This is a genomic window from Dyella kyungheensis (assembly GCF_016905005.1).
Lineage (GTDB): Bacteria > Pseudomonadota > Gammaproteobacteria > Xanthomonadales > Rhodanobacteraceae > Dyella > Dyella kyungheensis.
In genome coordinates, this window is the sequence record NZ_JADIKC010000007.1 from 312,071 (window position 1) to 332,293 (window position 20,223).

Sequence of the window (20,223 nt, forward strand, 5' to 3'; positions counted from 1 at the left end):
GGCGCCGGTCAGGTCGCCGGCGTCAGCACGGGCGCACCAACGCCCTTGATCAGGAACACCACGAACTTCGCCGGCTTGGTCTGGCTGGCGTTGCGGCCGATCGTGTGCACGTCGTCCGGTCCCTCGTAGAAGGTCTGACCCGGCATCAGGGTAACGGTCTTGCCGCCACGCACGCCCATCACGATCGATCCTTCGAGCACATACACGAACGCATGCGCATGATGGCGATGCACGGGATCGACCGCGCCCGGCGGGTAGTCCACGGTGATCATCTGGACTTCCTTGCCGGGATAGTCGTTCAACGCCTTGGTCAGCAGCGACGACACCACCGCCTCCGGCGCAGGCTGTTCCGCGGCAACCGCGCTTCCCACGAAAAGCAGCAGCGCGGCGATGGTGCAGGAGATGGACTTGAGCATGACGGACTTCCTCTTGGTGTGACCTCTGGCAGCGAGGCTAGGCGCGCCGCGCAGCGTTCGCTAGATCTGCGCAGGTGCTCACGGTGTTGCACGATTGGCATCAATGCGGCCGGCGTCGGTGCGCCACTGCCAATGACGCGGCGCGCTCACCAGTTGGCACCCCAGTACTCCGATTGCTTGAGCCAGGCGCCGAACCCTGTGCTGCACAGGCGCGCATCGCGTCCCGGCACTAGCGATTCGTCGTCGAGCGTGGCGCCGAAGTACGGGGTGAGCGGATCGGTTATCACGTCGTACGGCGCTTCGATCTCGACCAGGAATCGTTGAATCAGTTCGGACAACCGTTCGCGGTCGGGGCCGGCCATTTCGAGCACGGCGTTCCGCGGCGGACGAAGCGCAAGCTCGGCCATGGCCACCGCCACATCGGCCGAAGCGACCGGCTGGATATAGGCAGGCGAAAGACGCAGGGTCTGCTCATACACGCTGAGTTCGACGATCTGCAACAGGAACTCGTAGAACTGGGTGGCATGCACGATGGTGAAGGGAATGCCGGAGGCGCGAATGCGCGCCGCCTGCAGCGCTTTGCCGCGAAAATACGGACTGTCCGCCATGCGCTCGGTGCCCACGACCGAGACCGCCACATGATGCTTCACACCGGCATCGGCTTCCGCCTGAAGCAGGTTGTCGATCGCCTTGCTGAAGAATTCGAAGGGCGCCAGACCTTCCAGCTCCGGCGAATTGCTGGCGTCGACCACGGTGTCGGCACCCGCCAGCGCGTCAGCGAGCCCCACGCCCGTCACGATGTCCACGCCGGTGGAGCGCGACGCGGCCGATACCTCATGCCCCTGTTCGCGCAGCCGGCGAACGATATTCCTGCCCACCAGCCCCCTGCCGCCGATCACCACGATCTTCACGGCCCACCTCCATCGTCGCCCATTGGCATCGGATGCTAGGCCGCGCCCCGGCGCATCAATAGATACGACAAGGGACATATCGAGTTGTCGGCGAGGCACCAATCCGGAGCCGACGTCACAAACGCCCCGTCTCATCCGACTAGAGGGTACGGGAGGCGCCGCGCGGGCCGCATGCGCGCGCCCCTGCCCCATGTCACCCGGCAGCACCCGACGAGGTACCTCGCACATGACCGCCAACCTTCATGACAAGCCTCAGGGCGACGCCGCCGATTCCCTCGCGTCGAGCTTCACGGCCAGTTATGCCGGTGTCGTCGCCTTCATGGCGGTCGCTGCCGAGGGCAGCTTTGCGCGTGCCGCCGACCGGCTGGGCGTCGGACGCTCCGCGGTGAGCCGCAGCGTGCGCAAGCTCGAGTCTCAACTCAACGCGAGGCTGTTCCTGCGCACCACCCGCAGCACCTCGCTCACCCGCGAAGGCGAGCTGTTCTACGAGAACTGCCATCCGGGCGTGCAACGCATCGTGCAGGCCCTGGAGGACATGCGCGAACTTCGCGAGGGGCCGCCGCGGGGGCATCTGCGCATCAGCGCCAGCGCGGGTTTCGGCCGCCAGATCGTCGCACCGCTGCTGGCCGGCTTCCGGGTCCGCTATCCCGACATCTCGATCGATCTGCTGCTGGACGACCGCCCGACCGACTTCACCTCCGATCGCATCGATCTCGCCTTCCGCGAAGGGCAGCTGGAAGACAGCCAGATCGTGGCCAAACGGCTGGTGCCGATGCAGATGCTGGTGTGCGCATCGCCCGGCTATGTCGCCAGCCACGGCTTGCCGCGCAGCGTCGACGAACTGGCCGAACACAGCTGCATCAACTTCCGCACGGCCTCGGGACGCATCGCGGAATGGGAGTTCAAGGTGGGCGGGCACAGGCACAAGCTCGTGCCGCCGTCCCTGTGCACGTTCAACGATGTCGACCTCGTGCTGCAAAGCGTGCTCGACGGCGCTGGCATCGCCCAGCTGGCGGGCTATCAGGTGGCCGAACACCTGCGCGAAGGACGGCTGGTGTCCTGCCTCGCCGCCCATGCACCCGACGATCGTGGCCACTACCTTTGTTATCTCAGCAGGCAACAACTGCCCGCGCGGGTGCGCGCGTTCATCGATTACATGACCGATGCGATACGTGCGATGGATCTGCAGTACGTGAGAGGCCTGTCGCCTGCGCCGCCTGCTGCCGGCGCTGGCAACCTGCTTGCGCCCGGGCATGGCCACATCGTTCATCCGCGCCTGCAGGACCGCGTGGATTGATGCATCGCAGGCAACACCGTGAGCCCGCCGCGATGTCTACCGGGCTCGCGCGAGCCACGCCTACCATGAGTCTTCCAACGCATCGGCGTTTGCCCCAGCGAGAGGTGTCCCATGAAGATCGTAGTTATCGGCGGTAGCGGACTGATCGGCGGCAAGGTGGTCGAACGGCTGCGGCAGCGGGGCCACGAGGTGCTGGCGGCATCGCCCGCCTCCGGCGTCAACACGCTGACCGGCGAAGGTCTCGAGCAGGCGATGGCCGGCGCGCAGATCGTCGTCGACGTCGCCAACTCGCCGTCGTTCGAAGACCAGGCCGTGCTCGATTTCTTCGAGACGTCCGGCCGGAATCTCTTTGCAGCGGAAAAGAAGGCCGGCGTGAAACATCATCTCGCCTTGTCCGTGGTGGGCACCGACCGTCTTGCGGCCAGCGGCTACTTCCGCGGCAAGATCGCGCAGGAGAAGATCATTCGCGCCTCGGGCGTGCCCTATACCATCGTCCACTCCACGCAGTTCTTCGAATTCCTCAGCAGCATCGTCAAATCCGCCACCGGCGAGCAGGGCATCCATGTGTCGAGTGCGCTGATGCAACCCATCGCCTCCGACGACGTTGCCGATGCCGTCACCGACTATGCACTCGGCACGCCCGTGAACGGCGTGGTGGAAATCGCGGGGCCGGACAAGGTCGACATGTCCCAGCTGGTGGAGCGATTCCTCAAGCTCACGCACGATCCGCACCAGGTCTTCGCGGATGCACGTACACCCTACTTCGGCGCGCAGCTGGAGAAAGACACGTTGCTGCCCGCCGCCAACGCGCGACTCGGCAGGATCGGCTTTCAATCCTGGTTCGATCATTCCTCGTATGCGCAGGCAGCGGGGAAAGCCTGAATCATGAAGCGACCGCAGCCGCCCCCGCCGTCGCTGCTCGACAAATACCGTGGCGCGGAATTCCAGCCGCTGTATACGGCGACGGTGCACGTGACCGGTGGCGAGGCCAGGCATGGGCGCGCCACCGGCACGGCTCGATCGCAGGACGGCAGCCTCGAGCTGAGCTTGAGGATGCCACCCGAGCTTGGCGGGAACGGTGAAGGAACCAACCCCGAGCAACTGTTTGCCGCGGGTTATGCCGCCTGTTTCCACGGCGCCCTGAACCTGCTGGCGACCCGCGCGCAGGTGGCCATTCCCGATGCAGCGGTCACCGCCTCGGTCACCTTCGGGCGCGATCCGGTCGATGGCCTGTTCACGCTGACGGCGGACATCCGCATCAGCCTGCCCCACATGGACTCGGCCATGGCCGAGGAGCTGGTGCGCAACACGGAACGCATCTGTCCCTACAGCAAGATGGCCAGGGACGGCATCGCATGCGTGGTATCGCTCGATTGCTAGCAGCGTTGGCCATGTGAGGCCGCGAAGAAAACCACACTTCCAGCAAGCAGCGCCCGACCTGCCGAGCGCTGCTTGCTGCTGTCTGCTGCCGCGTGCGAATGCGTCGCAACGCAAGAATTTGGCATCGATGCTGATCTCGGCCACTCCGACAGGGCCAGATCGAGCATTGCCATCGCAACCCCGCGATGCCCTCTCACAGTCAAAACGGCGCCAGATTGGTATGCTGCAACCGCGCTACCGGTTTTGCCGCCGGGTCGACCACGAACCCGGCGCCGTTCTGAACACCGGTCGCACCCCGGTTTGAAGTGGAGGCCTGGAAGCTTCGTGATCCAAATGAACAGCAATAGCAGCGATGGGATTGGCGCGCGCCATGGATGAGCGCCAAACCGGATCCGCCGGGGCTGCCGCCGCCTTCATCGCTTTGATCACCCTGCTCACCCTGGCTGCCCTGTTCGCACCACGCTTCGAGCATCCCACCGTCGAACTCCTTGCGGCACCCACGGCCCGGCCGGCGGGGCCTGTGGTAGAGCTGTGGCTGAGCACGGCCGATCGCCGCCTGAAACTGGAACCGCAGCCTGACATCGCGATGGGCGCGCGGGACGAGTCGCCTGCCACCATCGTGATCGACGTCCAGAAGACCTATCAGACCATGGACGGGTTCGGCGCGGCGATGACCGATTCGTCGGCGTGGCTGCTGCAGAACAAGCTCAATCCCTTGCAACGCCGCGCCCTGCTGCAGGAACTGTTCGGCCCTCCGCCGAACCTCGACTTCAACATGATGCGCATGACCATCGGCGCCTCCGATTTCTCGTTGAAGCCTTATACCCTGGACGACGTGCCGTTCGGCCAGACCGACGAGGCGCTGGAGCATTTCAACGTCACCTCCAATCTGCAGGACGTGATACCGGTGATGCGCGAAGTGCTGGCGATCGATCCGGGCCTGCTGATCGTCGCCACGCCCTGGAGCGCGCCGGCGTGGATGAAGACCAGCCAGAACCTGATCGGCGGCGATTTGCTGGAGCAGTACGAGAGCACCTATGCCGATTATCTGATCAAGTACCTCGACACCATGCGCGGCTACGGCATTCCGATCTTCGCGCTGACCCTGCAGAACGAGCCCGGCTTCGTACCGATCACCTACCCCGGCATGCTGATGCCCTCGGACACCCGGGCGCGCATCATCGGGCAATACCTCGGTCCCAAGCTGGCCAACCGCCAGCCCGCCACGCGCATTCTGGAATGGGACCACAACTGGAACCAGCCCGAGCAGCCGATGAGCGTGCTGGGCGATCCCTTGGCCACGCGCTATATCGATGGCGTGGCCTGGCACTGCTACGAAGGCAACCCGTTCAACCAGGGTCGCGTGCATCACGCATTCCCGCAGAAGAACGTCTATATCACCGAGTGTTCCGGTGGCGACTGGGCCTCGGCCGCCAATGGCGAGTTGATCTGGTTTTCGCGCGACCTGCTGGTCACCGGCATCCGGCAATGGGCGCGCGGCGTGATCTACTGGAACCTGGTGCTCGACGAGAACCACGGCCCGCACTTCGGCGGCTGCGAGCTGTGCAAGGGCGTGGTCACCGTCGACTCGAAGACCGGCGCGATCAGCCGCAACGACGAATACTACGCACTCGCGCATTTCAGCCGATTTGTCTTGCCGGGTGCGGTGCGGGTGGGATCCACCGCCACCGAAAAGGGCATCGACAATGTGGCGTTCCAGAACCGCGCCAGCGGATCGATCGTGCTGGTGGTGGTGAACAGCGATACGGTGGAGCGCCCTATCTCCGTGGCGGAACGCCAGCACCGTTTCGACTACACGATGCCGCCACGCAGCGTGGCGACCTTCGAGTGGAACCTCAATCCCGCGGATGCGCTGATGCGCCGCATCCGCGAATGGCTGCTGCGCGCCCAGCGATAAGGGCGCGCGCCTCAGGGCTCCGGCGCGGTCAGGCCGAACTTGGCGGCTCGCTCATCGATGTGCGAATCGATCGCACGGGCGGCCACCAGATCGGCACGGCCGGCATCGGCCTGGCCGCTACGGATCTTCGCCAGGCCCAGCCCATAGTGCGTCCATCCCGAATGCGGCTTCTGCGCCAACGCTTGTTCGTACGCCTTGATCGATTCGGCGTACTGCCCCAGCCGCAGCTCGATCAGGCCAAGACTGTCGAGATAGGCCGGGTTGGGGCCATTGCGTTTGATGGCCTTGCGGCAATCCTTTAGGCCGTCTTCGAGCATCTGATTGCTGAGCGCGCGCGCCCAGCAACGCTCGTTGAGTGCGGGGCCAAGCATGGCGTCATCACGATGCAGGTCGATCCAGGCATCGAGTATCGGCAGCGCCTCGGCGGGTTGGTCGAGGTCGATGTACAACGCGGCAATCGAACGCGCCTGCGAGGAACCTGCCGGCGCCACCGCTGCCGCAGCGGCTGCATCGGAGGCGGCACCGGTGCGGTCCTTGCGCGCAAAGCGAAGTTCGGCGCGCAGATGCAACGCATCGAAGTTCTTGGGATCGAGCTTCAACGCCTGGTCCAGGTCGCTCAGCGCTGCGTCCCGGTCTTTGTCCGCAAGGTGCGCTTTCGCGCGAGCCGTGTAGTAGGCGGCTTGATCGGGAGCCTTCTTGATCGCCTCATCGAGATCGGCCATGGCTGCTTTCGATTCGCCACGCGACAGATGCGCCTGGCCCGACAGCGCGTAGTCGGCAGCGCTCCTGGTGTCCGCCCCGCTGTCGTTCGCCGCCGCAGCTCCGGTCGCGGCATCGCCGTCGCCCGCATCGGCAAAGGTGAACACGCGTCCGCCGTTATAGGTGAAATACGCCTTCTTCTTGCCGTTGGCGATGAACATGTGATGGGCGAGGATGAAATCCACGCCGAGCAACATGTCGGTATCGTCGCCCATGCGCGAATCGATCACCTGCATCTGTGTGTGCTGGATCATTTCAGTACCGACGGCAAACGAATCGACGTTCACCGTCCAGGTCCGTACCGGCTTGGAACCCAGGCCGATGCTGCTACTGCCCGCCTTGACGCCCGGCGCATTGACATCGATGCCGGCCCGTTCGGCAGCGCGGCGGCTCAGCACCGTGGCGCTGGCGCCCGAATCGAGCACCGCCCGCAGCTTCGTGCCGTTGATGACCACGGTGAAGAACGTGCGCCGGTCGTGCTCGTTCTTGCTGGGTTCGATGTCAACGATGTTGTACTTGCCGTCCTTCACCCAATAGGCCAGCGAGGTCTTGTCGCAATGCTCGGCCTTGAACAGCGTCACCTTGCCGTGCACCAGGTCGAGTTCCAGGTCCGCCAGGTCGAGCAGGTTGGCACCGAGCAAGCCCTCGCCCGTGTCAGTACCTCCAACGATGAAATCGACATTGTTCAGCGTGGTATCGAGTATGCCGAACTCTTTGACGTGCGCCTGCTGGACATTCGCCTCCCCGCCCACCCCGGTGATGCGATAGCCAAAGGGCGCGGGTTGCAGCGTCAGTCCCAGCGCCGCGGCATTGGCCTTGGACATGAAGTTGAAGAAGGCCCCGGTATCGAGCATGAAACGCGCGTTGTTCCCGTTGATCTTCACCATGGTGGTGGCCCGGCTGCCAACCATCTCCACGGGCAAGGTGCCGTAGCTTTTCAAATGGCAGTCGTCAGCCCAGGCCTGACCGGCGAGCAACAACACCAGGCCAAGGCCCAGGCAACAACGCAACATTCCCATCCCCATCCCCCTGTGTGTCATGGCCGGCGGGCGAGCCCGCGGGCATGAGTTGCGGGACGATCATAATTCGCCTCGCGGCACACGCAATGCCCCCTTTCGGATAAGCGCCGGCACCCGCCCCCCTGAACGCAAAAACCCACGAATCGATTCGTGGGCGGGAGAAATCGGCGATCTGCTGGCCTGTTGATCGCGCGCAACGTCCTCAGTGTTGGAGGCGGCACGAAGCCGCCTCCAACTGGCAGTAACTGCCGAGCGGATTAATGCGTAGCCGTGTTGAAGCCCGGCGTGGCAGTAATGAAGGTGCTTGCCGCCTGGATGTCGATGCTACCCCAGCCCGTGGCGTTGTCGCGTCCGGTGGTGGCCGAGTAGTAGCCGTTGCTGCCCGTGGCCACGTCGTGGAACGGGAACGAACCGGAGTAGGCATAGAGCGCCGGAGCGGCAAAGCCCAGACCGTTGTTGTTGGCAGACTCGAGGCGAGCCCACACGCCCACGAAGAGCGGCGATGCCAGGCTGGTGCCACCGTTCAAGTAGTAACCGGACTGGGAGATGCCCGAGGTCGAGCTGGCCGTGAAGTACACGATGATCGGCGTGTTGTTCCAGTCAGCGTTGAACGCCACGTCCGGCACGCTGCGATGCGCATAGCTGGACGACTGCCACGACGGCGTGGCTTCCGACGCGCTCACGCCACCGCCGCTATACGCCCATGATGCTTCGGAAACGTAGCTGTCGGTCGACGAGGTGTTGAGCGTCGTGCCGCCCACGGCGACCACATACGGCGAACTCGCCGGATAGTTCACCGAGAGCTGCGTCGTGCTGCCATACGCACCGTTCTCAGGCGCCGAGCCGTTGAGCGGGCACGGGTACGAACCGTTGTCGCCGCTCGCGGCGGAGAAGGTCTGGCCCTGGGTCACGCCCAGCGCAAGCGCGGAATCGGCGAAGCCGGGTGCACCGTCGCACTCGGGCAGACCCCACGACATGTTCACCACCTTCGCGGTGTTGTCGCTCACCACGCGGTTGATCACCGACAGCAGGCCGCTGTTGGTGGCGCCGCTCGAACCCGCACTCGCGCTGTACGTGCCGCCGTCGGTATAGAAGACCACCTTCTTCACGCCACCCGAAATACCCACGATGGCCTGCGCATCCATGCCCCACTCGCCCTGTCCACTGTCGTCCTTGCTGGTGACGGTGGTCGTCGACACGATCGAGGTCGGCACGGCTGTGATGCCTTGACCGCTTTCGAACTTGGTCAAGTCCGTCTGAGCGTTGGTCATGCTGCCCCAACCCACCACGGCAACCGTCGTATTGCTGGCCGTGGCCGCCGTGCCCGCGTGATAGACGGTGGCAAACTCCTGGGGATAGTAGGCGTGAGCCGAGGAGTTCGTCTGCGTCGACACCACGGTGTACGCCGGCTTGATCTGGTTTGCCGGCAGCGAGAACACCTTCGCCTGATGCAGCGTGTTGAAGCCAAGCACCTGGTCCACCACCTGGCTCAACGCGGCAGGCACCTGCACGCCGCTGGTGTTGGCGATGCCGCTGCGGTCATGGCGCGTGTAGTGGCCGATCGAGGTACGGAACGCGTTGCGAGCCGAGCCCACGGTGCCGTCAGCCGTGACGAGCAGACGATTCGGCGCGATCTGGATGTTGGTGAAGCCCTGCTGCGCCAGATAGTCCGCCACCGACTTCGCCTGCGCCTCGGTAGGCGCAAACAGCGCGGTGCTGTCCTGGCTGCTCAGGAACTGATGAAAGGACGGGCTGCCCGGCCTGAAGAGCTCCTGCGTGAAACTTTCCAGCACATCCTGGTTGCGCAGCTTCAGCGACACGGTGATGGACACCGGCTCCTGATCGGCCGCATAACCCTGGAACGAGGCATCCCCCGTGTAGGGAACCTGGGTGCGCGTCGCGGACCACGTCGACGCATCCGCGCCAAACGCGGACTGCGCCACCAGCGCCCCCTGGACACCCAATGCCAACGCCAACAAACCGGCTACGCGTCCCCCGACGATAGCCCGGGACATGCCGTTGCTTTTTTCTTTCATGCAGGTAACTCCCCAATAAAATGAAAAGACAAGCCCAAAGCAGGCTTGCACAGCCCGAATTCGCCAAAACACGTCCCGTCCTCGACCGTCGTCGAAGAGTCGTGCCGTGCGGATAGTCGGGTACAGAAGCGCGCGTGAGAGAGGTCGACCTTGCGACCGTCAGCGCCCTGGCTGTCTTTTTTTTATAGGAAAGTCGTCGATCTCATAATGTGATTGCGTTCTCGTTACGTGGCGCAAGAAGATGCTTGCTTCGGGCTTGCGCAGGCGTAAGTTCACGACTATTTGATGGACGTATAGATGCCCATATGCGTGTTCGACGGCGATGATCGGCCACTTCTCTGTGACTTGCAGCGTCTTTGAATGAGTTCGCTTGCACGTCTACAGCATGCTGCTTTCATTGCCCGAAGCCGGACTCAAAAGCGAACCTATTCACGAAGTCCAGATTGGAAAGCGGACGAGCACCTTCCACTGATCACCGAGGCGATGCAGGTAGAGGTAATAGCCCTGCCCGCAGAGGCTGCCGCGGTGATGGGCCACATAGACAACGGCGATGTCTCTCTCCGCGGAATAACCCGGAAGGCTCACCGATGTCCAACCGGTTGCCCCTGGGAAAGACTCGTGCAGCTTCTTCCAGGCCTCGTTCAACGACACCTTGCCCGCTGCAATGGGTGCACGATCGAAGAACCGTAGGATGTCCTGCTCACGGTGCAGTCGTGCTCCCTTGCAGGAAACGCTTTCCGGCAGAGAGGCGGCGGCGCCGTTTCTGCGTTTCAGGTCGGCAAAAGCACCTGATTCATCGGCTTCCCCCATGTCGTCCGTCTTTTCGGGGGCAACCGTTGTAGACGACAACAGGACGTAGCCATCTTCGGTCTGGCATTGAGATCTCAAAGCGGCCTGCAGGACCGACGCATCTTCTTCCTGGAACGTTCGGGAAGCCGGACCAGCCCGTACTGATAGGCATGGCAACGCAAAGAGAATAAAGACTGCGACGATGCGCTTCACCATTTCCCCCTGCGGCGGCTGCCCCTTTCCCACAAAGCTTGATGCCGACCGAGCCCCGCCGCAAGCGCAGTGAATCGGACCCTACCCGGCGTTTCATCCCGGCGGCCGCCCGCTTCGTCGCCCCAGGGCGGTTTTCGTCGCATGACATCTGGCACGCAAGCAGAAGATGGATACGCTCAATGCGATCAACCGAATCGCGCGGCTCAACGCTGGACATGCCACCGCCGATTCGCCCGCCGTGTCCTGCCCGGGAGCTGGTTATGCGCTGCATTGTCGCGATGGTTTGCCTGTTGTGCTCCGCCCGCCTGTTCGCCCAGGACGATGCCGTGGCGAGCTTTGTCGACGGGTATGCGAATACACACCACTACAGCGGATCGATCCTGGTGCAGTGGCACGACGGCACCCGCCTGGACAGGAGCTACGGGCTTGCCAACATTCCTTTGCGGGTGGCCAATACGCCGCAGACGCGTTTCAAGATTGCTTCGGTCACCAAGCTGTTCACCTCGGTACTGATCCTGCAGCTCGTCGAGCAGCACAAGCTGGATCTCGATCAGCCCATCAGAACCTACCTGCCCGACTTTGCCGGTGAGGCAGGCAGCAAGGTGACGATCCAGCAACTGCTCAACCACACCTCGGGCCTGCCGAGTTTCGATGCAGTCACCGACCAGGCGACGGCGTTGAAGGAAGGCATTCCCGTTTACCAGTTGCCGCACACCAGCGACCAACTGCTGGCGCAGATCAGCAGCGGCAAGCTCATCAGCGTGCCCGGCGAGAAGTTCAACTACAACAATGCCGACTATGTGGTGCTCGGCAAGATCATCGCGCGCCTGTATGGACAGCCCTACGAGGACGTGCTCAAGGAGCGCATCCTCGATCCGCTGCACATGATCGACAGCGGCGTGCTTCTCCATGGCGACATCGTGGACCGGCTCGCCGATACGTATTGGTATCCCGACGACAGGAAAATCCTGTCCCGGGAAATCCCGGTGTATCCGGAAAACTGGTATGCCGCCGGCGCCATGTATTCCACCACGGACGACCTGCGGAAGTTTGCCGATGCCCTGTTCAATGGCCGGCTGATCGCACCCGCCACCTTGCAGCAGATGATCAAACCCGGGCTGGACGAATACGGCGACGGCCTGTGGTCCTACCAACTCACCGCCAAGGGTGCCAAGCATCCCGTGGTCAAGCGGCCCGGACTCATCATGGGCGCGCAGGCCCAGTTCTTCCACGTGATGGACCAGGACATCACCATCATCATGCTGGGCAACACCAGCGTGATCGATTCCGATGCGCTGGTCGGGGACATCGCCAAGCGCGCGATCCACTAGCGTCACAGCATGCGTTTGGCCACACCGTCGCGATTGATCAGCAGATGCTTCAGCACTGCGCCGACATGGAGAATGAGAAGGCCACCGAGCGCCAGGGCAAGATCGACATGGATGCTTCCGAACAGAACGCGCAGCGACTCGTTGGGGGCAAGAAGATCGGGCCAGCTCCATAGACCAAAAAAACTCACCGGATGATTTCCCGCTACGCGATGCGCGTAGCCGGACAGCGGCAACGCCAACATGGCCAGATAGAGCAGCGCATGGACGCCGTGCGCGATCCACGCTTGCCAGGGCGGGATGCTGCCCGGCAGCGGCAGCGGCGGCGGCCGATGGCCCGTGCGCCAGATGATCCGTGCTATGGCCAGCCACAGCACCACCGCGCCGATCGAGCCGTGCCAGAACAAGATGCCATTCCATTCCGGCGACTTGTGCGAGTAGCCAGGGAAACGCTCCATCCGCAGGCCGATGACGAGGTTGGTCAGTATGAACAGAGCCACCAGCCAATGCAGGACTTTGGCGGTGCGTGTGTAGCTTGCGGGAATACGCGCGGGCAACGGCATGGGTGTAGGGACCTTATGGAATGGACTTCGCGCCAGGCTCTTCGGCACGGGGCGCTATCCACATAACCCGGTTACGGTCCGTTTTATTCCGGCACAGGGCGACAAGCGCGGCTGCGCGCTTCCCTGTTGGGATCGGGGGCCCACAGCCACGCACCCGTCCATCGCCATCCATCGATCCCGATGGCGGGCCATTCCGCTCATCAGGAAGGCGCCAGCTCCAGATAGCATCCGTGGTAATGGTCAACGCTATAAGCTTCGGCGAACGGGATGCGTATCCGGCGGTCGGCTAGCGTCCAGTGGTCTCTCACTTTGTAGCCAAGGTTCCGCATTTCGTCGAACAGCGTCGAAGCGTGATCGATGCGGTAGGGACAGATGGCGATGCCGAGGTTCTGCAGGGTGAAGAATGACTTCGAATCATGCAGCGGCGTGAGGTTGAAAATGACGTGGCGCGGCGGCTTGCGCAGGCGCTGGATAAGCGCCGGCAGTCGGTAATTCAGATACTGCAGAGCGCCGGCGCTGATCAATACGTCCGCATCGTCGGCGTCCGATGGCGATTCGACAAATTGCAGCGACCCCGAACAACCGCGCTCGCTGGCCAAGCTACGCCCTGCCGCCATGACCTGCGGCAGATCATGGACCCGCCAGCGCAGATCGTGCGGATAGGAAAGATATTTGCTGTAACCGTAATAGGCCAGGCCGAGGTGCCCGCCAAGGTCGAACACTTTGCGGCCGCCTGCTTCGATAATCTCGCGGAGCCAATACAACGCGGGATAGTCGCATGTGCGCAACGTTTCAAGTTGAGCGCGATACTTGAGCGCGGCGCCTTCGACGTCGTAGCTGGCGGGAAGGGACGCTGACGACAATTGCTCGGCTTGCGCCAGCGCCTCGTCGTAGCTTTCGAAGATACCGTAGTACAAATTTCCGCGGCGGCATGGTCGCTTGAAATAACGCCGATAGAACGGCTCCGCGATCGAATGCATCCCCGGTAGCTGCCCGACATCGGCGGCCGCACGGATCAGGCTTTGGCGCAATCGGTAGAGTCCCCAACCCGATGCGTTGCTACTCATGGCGACACTCCTACAGGTGTCTTCAGAAGACTGATGTGGCGGCTATCCGTGCCGTTCGCTACGGCATGGATGCACCGCCTGGCGCTCTCGCCGACGTGGTCGCGATCACGATGGCAATCAAGGCGAGCACTTAAGCAGCGATCATTCGAATGCCATCACCAGCATGACGACCACGGACAAGAGCATTGCGCCCCTCATGCGCAAGAACTTACGGCACGAAAGCGGCACTAGAAAGATCGCCAGTTGGCCGTAGACCATAGGGCAGACGACTTCCTGAACGAACCGATGGGATTCTCTTCCGTTTGGCCAGCGCCTTTTCAACTGATCCACGGAGGCTCGATGCGCACCGCATCCTGCGCCAGTCCCGCCAGCGCCATCCGATGCAGCTCCAAATCACCTGCATGATCGTGTCGTCGACATCACGAACTGCCTCAAGGCAGACCGGATGAGCGCCGCGTCTGTCGAGATTCACTTGGATCGAGTCGGCGGAAAGGTGGCACAGGTCGATGAAGAAGCGCTTCACATGGGTGAGTAAGGGAATGGTGCTGACATTCGGCCGGCCCCGCGCCGTCACGCGCCACCTCGCCCAAGTGGACACCTATCTCGCTGATCCCTGACAGACGATGCCAACCCTGCTTGTTAGGGTCAGTCGGTCATTTGCGATGTCGTATTGCACGGCTTCGCGGGTGATCATGACCACCCGGTCATGAGGCGCGGGCCGTGAGTGCGGAAACACCCACGACCCGCTAACCATCAACAACTTCACTGGAGTTGATCATGGCTACCCGCGATCATACGGGACGCATTCGCTCGTCCGTTCCCCCTGACGACACTCTCACTTCTCCGCCTGATGACCCGTCATCCACGGCGGTGGCATGGCCCGAAACCCTGCGTCACAGCACTCGCGGCGATATCGCCCTGGCGGTGCTCGCCCTCACGCGCTTGCGCCTCGACAGCGAACAGTGCCGCCACGCGCAGGCACGGGGATTCCCCGGCAGACCGCTGCCCTGGCCGCTTCCCGTGGCCGTCACGGCCAGCCTGGGTACGGCGGTCCACTGCCTCCAGCAATACGCCCGCCTGCTCGGTAACGAGCCTCGAGTGAACACCACACGCCTCCGATGATCGCCGTTACGGCGCATCGGCCGGCATGGCGATGCGCCTCTTTCGGGCAATCACCGACGAAGCTGCCAAGCATTCACTGACACGGAGCGCTGTAAGCGCTTGGGCCGCTGCGCGGCCGTGTCCGACAGGGAGAACAGTTATGGAACTGATCCAGCTCACCCCGCATTCGGAAGTGGACCCCTCGCAACCGCTGCGAGCCCCCGGCGACATCCTGCTGCACGCCTACCTGATCCCAAGCGCACTCAATCCCGCCCAACTGGCCCGCCGCTCCGGCATCCCCTCCGACCACATCAAAGCCTTCATCGCCGACACCCACCCCATCACCCCCAAGACCGCGCTACGCCTTTCCCTCATCTTCGACACCACCGCCTTTTATTGGCTGGCGCTTCAGGCCCGATACGATCTGGAGAGGGCGAAGCCCGCGATCCGCGCCTACCGTCCGCTCGTTGATTAAGCGAGTCAGGGCAACACGAATCCGCGCCGGTACGAAAGCATGGGCGCCGGGAGTGACAGCGATCGGTGGTGCCGAAGAGGTGTCTGAAAAAGTGTCGGGGACAATTTCCACGAATTGGCAGAAATTGTCCCTGACACCATTTTCCGCATCCACCGCGATGTCTATATCCGCTACGGCTCGGAAACGGACATACCCGGTTTACTTCGGAGTGTGTTGGACCACGGCGTTCGAACCTGATTTGTTCTACAGAAATTGTCCCTGACACCATTTTCCCCGTCCGCTCGTTGATTAAGCGAGTCAGGGCAACACGAATCCGCGCCGGTACGAAAGCATGGGCGCCGGGAGCGACAGCGATCGGTGGTGCCGAAGAGGTGTCTGAAAAAGTGTCGGGGACAATTTCCACGAATTGGCAGAAATTGTCCCTGACACCATTTTCCGACACCATTTTCCGCATCCACCGCGATGTCTATATCCGCTACGGCTCGGAAACGGACATGCCCGGTTTACTTCGGAGTGTGTTGGACCACGGCGTTCGAACCTGATTTGTTCTAGAACGCGTCGGTGACGATCCACCATCGCTCGCCATCGTACATCACCATCGCCATGCCCTCGCCAATCTCCTTAGGCTTGGTCAACGTCGAACCCGCAATGCCATGGTGATAGACCATGGCGATACCGCCGCCGTTCTTCATCGTCTTCTCGACGTGCAAAATTTCGATATTCTCGTACCAGGCCGATTCGTCATGGACGTCCTTCACGTCCTTGATGAACTGGCTCAGGGTTCGGTTGCCAATGATCACTTCTCCATGCTTGCCCTTCGTAACGTCGGTAAGCACCGCGTTCGGCAGGTACAACGAACGGAACCGATCGCTATTCCAGGGTCCCTTGGGACCGTTCAGCGCCTCATGGCACGCTTTCACTATCGCCTCAGGACTGGCGACATCCTCCGGGCGAGGTTTCGGCACCATCGCGGCGAGTTGGTCATGCGTGTACCCCCACTGCCCGAAAGCCGAGCCGGCCGGTGCCTGGGGGAGCGGGAGGGTCGATTCCGCATTCACATGGACCGACGAAACCAGCAAACCGCAGGCCAACGGCCAGCGGATCCACGTAGCGCGTGACCACGCGCCTGCCGCCATTGAGTATCGCTTTCTATTCATGTCACGCGCTCCCGTTGAAGGTGCAAAGCCGAAAAGCGCTGACGCGGCGGTGGCGGCTCTTCGATCATGTCGTCTGAGTAGGGATCCACGCAGGTGGTTACTCAAACCAAACGGCCGTGATCGTAGAACAGCAGGCTTTTCGTTTTCTTTTGTGGGGTACGCGCGGCTTCCGTCAGACTGCCGCTTTTGATGCCCCGCGAGTAAAGTTACTCGTGGACACCCAGCTCCGAACCAGAGCTTTGCGAGGTCCTGTTTCGCCCAGCGATGGACGATTTCTGGCTACGCAAGATACTGCTTCGATGTCCGCCAGAGGTTGCGGATTCCGCCGTCGAAAATAGACATGGCCAAAGGACGAATTTACGACGTGCCGCATGCCCCGTCGTGCCACGCGGCTTGCCCTGTCCGGACGATCGAACGGCGTGCAACCGAAGGCCCGCCCGCCAAGTAGAACGCTGCGACTCCCGCCGGGCCGAGCAGCGCGTTGACCAGCATCCACGACAGCGTGACTTTCGGCGACAAACGCCGTTGCGACGAGCGGATCGCGGTCGCGAACATCGACAACGCGGCGCATACGGCAGCCAGCGAGACCATATCGGCAGGAGGCAGTTCCCGTTCTGGCGGCTCAAGCCCAGGCTGAGCAGCGAACAGCCCCTTCAATGTGATCGCCACACGGTCCAGCAGCGGCGACATCCACCAATCCGCAAAACGAAACCAGGCCGGATAATCCTGTGCCAGAAGGCGTGTCGCCACGATCCGCGAACGACCATCGCTATCGACATGCAGCACGCGTTGAACGCGCGAAAAAGACTCCTGACGAAAGTTGCGCAGGAACGTCAATGAGACGAGGTAGCCGTCGTCCACGTCAGCCAGAGCCACACGAGATAGCACGTCAATGGGACCACCCAGCGAGATGCGCGCGCTGCCGTGCTCGGGAAACGTCAGTTCGTTACCGACATACAGAGCCTGATCGCTGAGTGCGGCCAGATGATTACCCACGCGCATCGGCGGGGAGGCAAAGACTTCACTGCCGCTCAGCGCAAGCAACGGCCGCACCACCCGCGAACGAGGTTCATAGACCCATGCCTCGCGCTCGCCCAGCATCACAACGCTATCAAGATGGTCGAGGCCAAGCACGCCGGCGATAGGCATCGTAGGGCTTGCAAAAGCGCTGGCTTGGGGCGGCGCCAGCGAACCGCGGGGGCTTCGATCATCGGCAAGCCCGCGGCCCTCAAACCGCATATGGTCGTGACTGAAGGTCCACAAAGTGTCATTGGCTGCATCATTGAAGCTCAACGTCAGCACGTTTGCGAAGGCTTGCCGACGGGGCAGTTCCGTGAAAAAAGGGCCGTATCTCTCGAGCTTTTCCTGCGCGCGCAGCTCGCTGGCCCAACGTCCAGCAGAGGGATCATGGCTCGCCGCCAAACCCGCGAGCATCAGGTCCTTGTCGGTGGAGCGGAGACTTTCTTGTACGGAGTTCGCAGGCGGCACGGTTGCGGTAGCCGGCGCGTCACCAAGCATGATCCAGGTGCACTGCATGCCGAAACGCGCGGTGCTGAGTATTAACACGTAGAGCACGAACACGGTTGGCGCGAGCATTGTCGCCAGTCGCCAGGGGGATGCGGGCACGGCCGCGTGAGCAGGCTGAAACACCAGCCACAGCAGAACACCCAGATAGCCAAGCACCAGCCATTGCAGCAACAGGGCATCAAACGACTGCGCACGCGCCACCGTGATCAACAGGAAGAATATGAGTACGCCAAAACCGATGCGGCGATTGGCCAACACCGCATAGGCAGCTGCGGCGTAGCCAATCAACGCGCAATTGAGTGCAGGCAGCGCCATCATCCAGTGACGAAGATCCACCACACGCGCGGTGAACTCACTCTGCCAGGCTGCGATCAACAACAGCGGCAAAGCGACCGTGAGCACGAGCCAGACCGCGCCGGCGGCCAGCAACGCCGAGCCGATACGCGCGGGAGACAGGGGCCGATGGATCAGCTGTATCCAAGCTGCGGGACGCGCATAGGTGAACGTTTGATAGGCACCCAATAGAACGCCGACCAACACGTAGCACGCCGCGAAAGTACGGTAGTAAAGCAGGGGTTGCTGGGCTAGATCGCTGGTCCGCGATAAGAAACCCAGCACAACCAGATGCGCGAGCAGGGTCAGTACGCCCGGGGTGCGGAAGCGGCGAAGTTCAGCCTTGAACAATAACCACATGGCAAAGAATTCCTCGAAATGTCAGGCTGCCACAGGCACTCGATGGCCCTTGGCGAGAAAACCGTTGATGGCGCGATCGAGACTTACCGGCATGCTGTGCATGGAGCGCGCACCGTGCTGCTTGAGAAAGTCGCCAAAGCTATCGTCGGTATCGAGCACCAGGTAATGATGCAGGCCATCGATGCGTTGCACTTCAAGCAGGCCGGGCACGCTATGCGGATCAGGCCCGCGGAACGGCATCTCGGCGATCCAGTAGCGAATACCGTCGGTAAACTCGTCCGGCGGCGAAACGTGACGCAATGTGCCCCGCTCCAGAATGATCAAGTTATCGGCGACCCGCTCTATTTCATCCATCTGATGGGAGCAATAGATCAGCGAGCGCGCCTCTTCCTCCGCCGTGTAGAGCAACGCCTCGATGAAGGCACGCTTGGCCACCACATCCAGACCCAGCGTCGGCTCGTCGAGAATCAAGAGCTCCGGTGCCTGTGCCACGCTCAACGCGAGATTCACGCCGGCGCGTTCGCCGCGAGAGAGTTCAGCGATCTGCTGCCGCGGCCCGACGTCGAAGTGGCCGATGATTTCGTCATACAACGGTTGACGCCAACGTGGATACAGACTGCGCTGCAGGGCCACCAACTGCTCGACGCGCATCCACGAGGGCAAGGTGTGTTCTTCGTTGACGAAGCCAATGCGGCCGCGCACTTCCGGCGTCAGTGCATGGCTGGCGCAGCCGAGAATCCAAGCCTGTCCGGCACTGGGCTGCATGAAACCAAGCAGTATGCGAAACAGCGTGGACTTGCCCGCGCCGTTCGCACCCACGATGGCATGCGTAATCCCGGGTTCAAGCGTCAGGTCCAGATGATTGATCGCCGCCTTGCCGGCGAACTGCATGGCAAGGCCCTGGGTATGAATGATGGGTGTTGATGTTTTCACGCAAGCCTCCTTGCTTACGCCGACCGGCGCATGACGTGACGCAGGGCCTGGTCCAACCGCGTCAGCGCGGCGTCGTGGCTTACCCCGAGCGCCACGACTTCATTGACAAAGCGATTCACCGCCTCGTTCAAACGGTGGTCTCGTTCCTCGGTGGAGAGCCTCGCGCGCGCCTCGGCCACATACAGGCCCAAACCCTGACGCGCCTGTAGCCAGCCTTCGGCTGTCAACTCCGCATAGGCTTTGGCCACGGTGTTCGGATTGATCGAGAGCTGCATGGCCAGTCCGCGCACGCTCGGCAGCTGCGCGCCTGAATCAAGCTCTCCTTTGGCCACCTTGATGCGAATCGCATCCACGATCTGCTTGCTGATCGACCGGCTGTCGCCGGTGGCAATGCTGATCGCCAACCCTTGCTTCTTGGTCATAACCCTCATCCACCACTGTACTGCGCGTATTAGTACAGTCAACTCAGTGAACGAGTCAATATGCGTTTTGGCGGGTTCAGCGCACGATGCCCGCCTGGCACCCAAGCTGGGTCCAGTCACATCGCACGAGTTAATTGGAGTCACGCCCCAGAGATGGGACGAGTACCTGGTGCGCCATGAGAATGGCAGCGAGGAAGTTGCCTTTCCATGGACCCGAAC

The 20,223-nt window shown here is 62.4% G+C and carries 18 protein-coding genes; 7 read left to right on the plus strand and 11 right to left on the minus strand.

Translation table 11 applies throughout. The features are described from left to right. Window positions 1–8: 8 nt before the first annotated feature. Complete coding sequence (locus ISP20_RS16010) at window positions 9–416, minus strand: cupin domain-containing protein (RefSeq protein WP_204637107.1); 408 nt, start codon at window positions 414–416, stop codon at window positions 9–11. Between the two features lie 146 nt (window positions 417–562). Further along, a complete protein-coding gene (locus ISP20_RS16015; RefSeq protein WP_204637108.1) occupies window positions 563–1,327 on the minus strand; it encodes an NAD(P)H-binding protein in 765 nt (254 codons plus the stop codon). 226 nt (window positions 1,328–1,553) lie between these two features. Here ISP20_RS16015 and ISP20_RS16020 point away from each other — a divergent pair, with 226 nt between their 5' ends. The 4 genes from ISP20_RS16020 to ISP20_RS16035 all read left to right on the plus strand — a co-directional run bounded on the left by ISP20_RS16020 (window position 1,554) and on the right by ISP20_RS16035 (window position 5,922). Next, window positions 1,554–2,624, plus strand: a complete 1,071-nt coding sequence (locus ISP20_RS16020) for a LysR family transcriptional regulator (RefSeq protein ID WP_204637109.1) — start codon at window positions 1,554–1,556, stop codon at window positions 2,622–2,624. Between the two features lie 111 nt (window positions 2,625–2,735). Further along, complete coding sequence (locus ISP20_RS16025) at window positions 2,736–3,506, plus strand: SDR family oxidoreductase (RefSeq protein ID WP_204637110.1); 771 nt, start codon at window positions 2,736–2,738, stop codon at window positions 3,504–3,506. 3 nt (window positions 3,507–3,509) lie between these two features. Then, window positions 3,510–4,004: an Ohr family peroxiredoxin gene (locus ISP20_RS16030; protein ID WP_204637111.1), complete on the plus strand. Its 495-nt coding sequence runs from the start codon at window positions 3,510–3,512 to the stop codon at window positions 4,002–4,004. A gap of 370 nt (window positions 4,005–4,374) precedes the next feature. Next, window positions 4,375–5,922 carry a glycoside hydrolase family 30 protein gene (locus ISP20_RS16035; protein WP_239535972.1) on the plus strand — a complete coding sequence of 516 codons (1,548 nt, stop codon included), beginning with the start codon at window positions 4,375–4,377 and terminating at the stop codon, window positions 5,920–5,922. Window positions 5,923–5,933: 11 nt separating this feature from the next. On the opposite strand, the gene ISP20_RS16040 is transcribed toward ISP20_RS16035, so the two are convergent. From ISP20_RS16040 to ISP20_RS16050, 3 genes are all read right to left on the minus strand, one after another. Beyond that, window positions 5,934–7,694 (minus strand): aspartyl protease family protein, encoded by a 1,761-nt coding sequence (locus tag ISP20_RS16040; protein WP_239535974.1) that lies wholly within the window; start codon window positions 7,692–7,694, stop codon window positions 5,934–5,936. 263 nt (window positions 7,695–7,957) lie between these two features. Next, entirely contained in the window at window positions 7,958–9,736 is a 1,779-nt protein-coding gene (locus tag ISP20_RS16045) for a S53 family peptidase (protein WP_204637113.1), read from the minus strand. Between the two features lie 429 nt (window positions 9,737–10,165). After that, the gene (locus tag ISP20_RS16050; RefSeq protein WP_204637114.1) at window positions 10,166–10,741 is read right to left on the minus strand and encodes a hypothetical protein; all 576 of its coding nucleotides are present in this window, start codon (window positions 10,739–10,741) and stop codon (window positions 10,166–10,168) included. A gap of 257 nt (window positions 10,742–10,998) precedes the next feature. On the opposite strand from ISP20_RS16050, the gene ISP20_RS16055 reads away from it, so the two are divergent. Further along, the gene (locus tag ISP20_RS16055) at window positions 10,999–12,069 is read left to right on the plus strand and encodes a serine hydrolase domain-containing protein (protein ID WP_204637115.1); all 1,071 of its coding nucleotides are present in this window, start codon (window positions 10,999–11,001) and stop codon (window positions 12,067–12,069) included. Between the two features lie 2 nt (window positions 12,070–12,071). Here ISP20_RS16055 and ISP20_RS16060 read toward each other — a convergent pair whose 3' ends face one another. Both ISP20_RS16060 and ISP20_RS16065 read right to left on the minus strand, forming a co-directional pair. Beyond that, a complete protein-coding gene (locus ISP20_RS16060) occupies window positions 12,072–12,629 on the minus strand; it encodes a cytochrome b (protein WP_204637116.1) in 558 nt (185 codons plus the stop codon). 200 nt (window positions 12,630–12,829) lie between these two features. Further along, window positions 12,830–13,696: a methyltransferase, TIGR04325 family gene (locus tag ISP20_RS16065; RefSeq protein WP_204637117.1), complete on the minus strand. Its 867-nt coding sequence runs from the start codon at window positions 13,694–13,696 to the stop codon at window positions 12,830–12,832. A gap of 777 nt (window positions 13,697–14,473) precedes the next feature. Here ISP20_RS16065 and ISP20_RS16070 point away from each other — a divergent pair. Both ISP20_RS16070 and ISP20_RS16075 read left to right on the plus strand, forming a co-directional pair. Beyond that, window positions 14,474–14,818 carry a hypothetical protein gene (locus ISP20_RS16070; RefSeq protein ID WP_204637118.1) on the plus strand — a complete coding sequence of 115 codons (345 nt, stop codon included), beginning with the start codon at window positions 14,474–14,476 and terminating at the stop codon, window positions 14,816–14,818. 139 nt (window positions 14,819–14,957) lie between these two features. Continuing rightward, a complete protein-coding gene (locus ISP20_RS16075; protein ID WP_204637119.1) occupies window positions 14,958–15,272 on the plus strand; it encodes a HigA family addiction module antitoxin in 315 nt (104 codons plus the stop codon). 548 nt (window positions 15,273–15,820) lie between these two features. On the opposite strand, the gene ISP20_RS16080 is transcribed toward ISP20_RS16075, so the two are convergent. The 4 genes from ISP20_RS16080 to ISP20_RS16095 all read right to left on the minus strand — a co-directional run bounded on the left by ISP20_RS16080 (window position 15,821) and on the right by ISP20_RS16095 (window position 20,004). Next, entirely contained in the window at window positions 15,821–16,429 is a 609-nt protein-coding gene (locus ISP20_RS16080) for a hypothetical protein (RefSeq protein ID WP_204637120.1), read from the minus strand. Between the two features lie 357 nt (window positions 16,430–16,786). Further along, a complete protein-coding gene (locus ISP20_RS16085; RefSeq protein WP_204637121.1) occupies window positions 16,787–18,649 on the minus strand; it encodes a hypothetical protein in 1,863 nt (620 codons plus the stop codon). 21 nt (window positions 18,650–18,670) lie between these two features. Beyond that, on the minus strand, window positions 18,671–19,582 hold the full coding sequence (locus ISP20_RS16090; protein ID WP_204637122.1) for an ATP-binding cassette domain-containing protein: 912 nt from the start codon (window positions 19,580–19,582) through the stop codon (window positions 18,671–18,673). Window positions 19,583–19,596: 14 nt separating this feature from the next. Continuing rightward, window positions 19,597–20,004 (minus strand): GntR family transcriptional regulator, encoded by a 408-nt coding sequence (locus tag ISP20_RS16095; RefSeq protein ID WP_204637123.1) that lies wholly within the window; start codon window positions 20,002–20,004, stop codon window positions 19,597–19,599. Between the last annotated feature and the right edge of the window lie 219 nt (window positions 20,005–20,223).

Coding starts and splice junctions, on each gene's coding strand:
- ISP20_RS16010 (WP_204637107.1), bottom strand. CDS start 416: ATGCTCAAGTCCATCTCCTGCACCATCGCCGCGCTGCTGCTTTTCGTG.
- ISP20_RS16020 (WP_204637109.1), top strand. CDS start 1,554: ATGACCGCCAACCTTCATGACAAGCCTCAGGGCGACGCCGCCGATTCC.
- ISP20_RS16025 (WP_204637110.1), top strand. CDS start 2,736: ATGAAGATCGTAGTTATCGGCGGTAGCGGACTGATCGGCGGCAAGGTG.
- ISP20_RS16030 (WP_204637111.1), top strand. CDS start 3,510: ATGAAGCGACCGCAGCCGCCCCCGCCGTCGCTGCTCGACAAATACCGT.
- ISP20_RS16035 (WP_239535972.1), top strand. CDS start 4,375: ATGGATGAGCGCCAAACCGGATCCGCCGGGGCTGCCGCCGCCTTCATC.
- ISP20_RS16040 (WP_239535974.1), bottom strand. CDS start 7,694: ATGTTGCGTTGTTGCCTGGGCCTTGGCCTGGTGTTGTTGCTCGCCGGT.
- ISP20_RS16045 (WP_204637113.1), bottom strand. CDS start 9,736: ATGAAAGAAAAAAGCAACGGCATGTCCCGGGCTATCGTCGGGGGACGC.
- ISP20_RS16050 (WP_204637114.1), bottom strand. CDS start 10,741: ATGGTGAAGCGCATCGTCGCAGTCTTTATTCTCTTTGCGTTGCCATGC.
- ISP20_RS16055 (WP_204637115.1), top strand. CDS start 10,999: ATGCGCTGCATTGTCGCGATGGTTTGCCTGTTGTGCTCCGCCCGCCTG.
- ISP20_RS16060 (WP_204637116.1), bottom strand. CDS start 12,629: ATGCCGTTGCCCGCGCGTATTCCCGCAAGCTACACACGCACCGCCAAA.
- ISP20_RS16065 (WP_204637117.1), bottom strand. CDS start 13,696: ATGAGTAGCAACGCATCGGGTTGGGGACTCTACCGATTGCGCCAAAGC.
- ISP20_RS16070 (WP_204637118.1), top strand. CDS start 14,474: ATGGCTACCCGCGATCATACGGGACGCATTCGCTCGTCCGTTCCCCCT.
- ISP20_RS16075 (WP_204637119.1), top strand. CDS start 14,958: ATGGAACTGATCCAGCTCACCCCGCATTCGGAAGTGGACCCCTCGCAA.
- ISP20_RS16080 (WP_204637120.1), bottom strand. CDS start 16,429: ATGAATAGAAAGCGATACTCAATGGCGGCAGGCGCGTGGTCACGCGCT.
- ISP20_RS16085 (WP_204637121.1), bottom strand. CDS start 18,649: ATGTGGTTATTGTTCAAGGCTGAACTTCGCCGCTTCCGCACCCCGGGC.
- ISP20_RS16095 (WP_204637123.1), bottom strand. CDS start 20,004: ATGACCAAGAAGCAAGGGTTGGCGATCAGCATTGCCACCGGCGACAGC.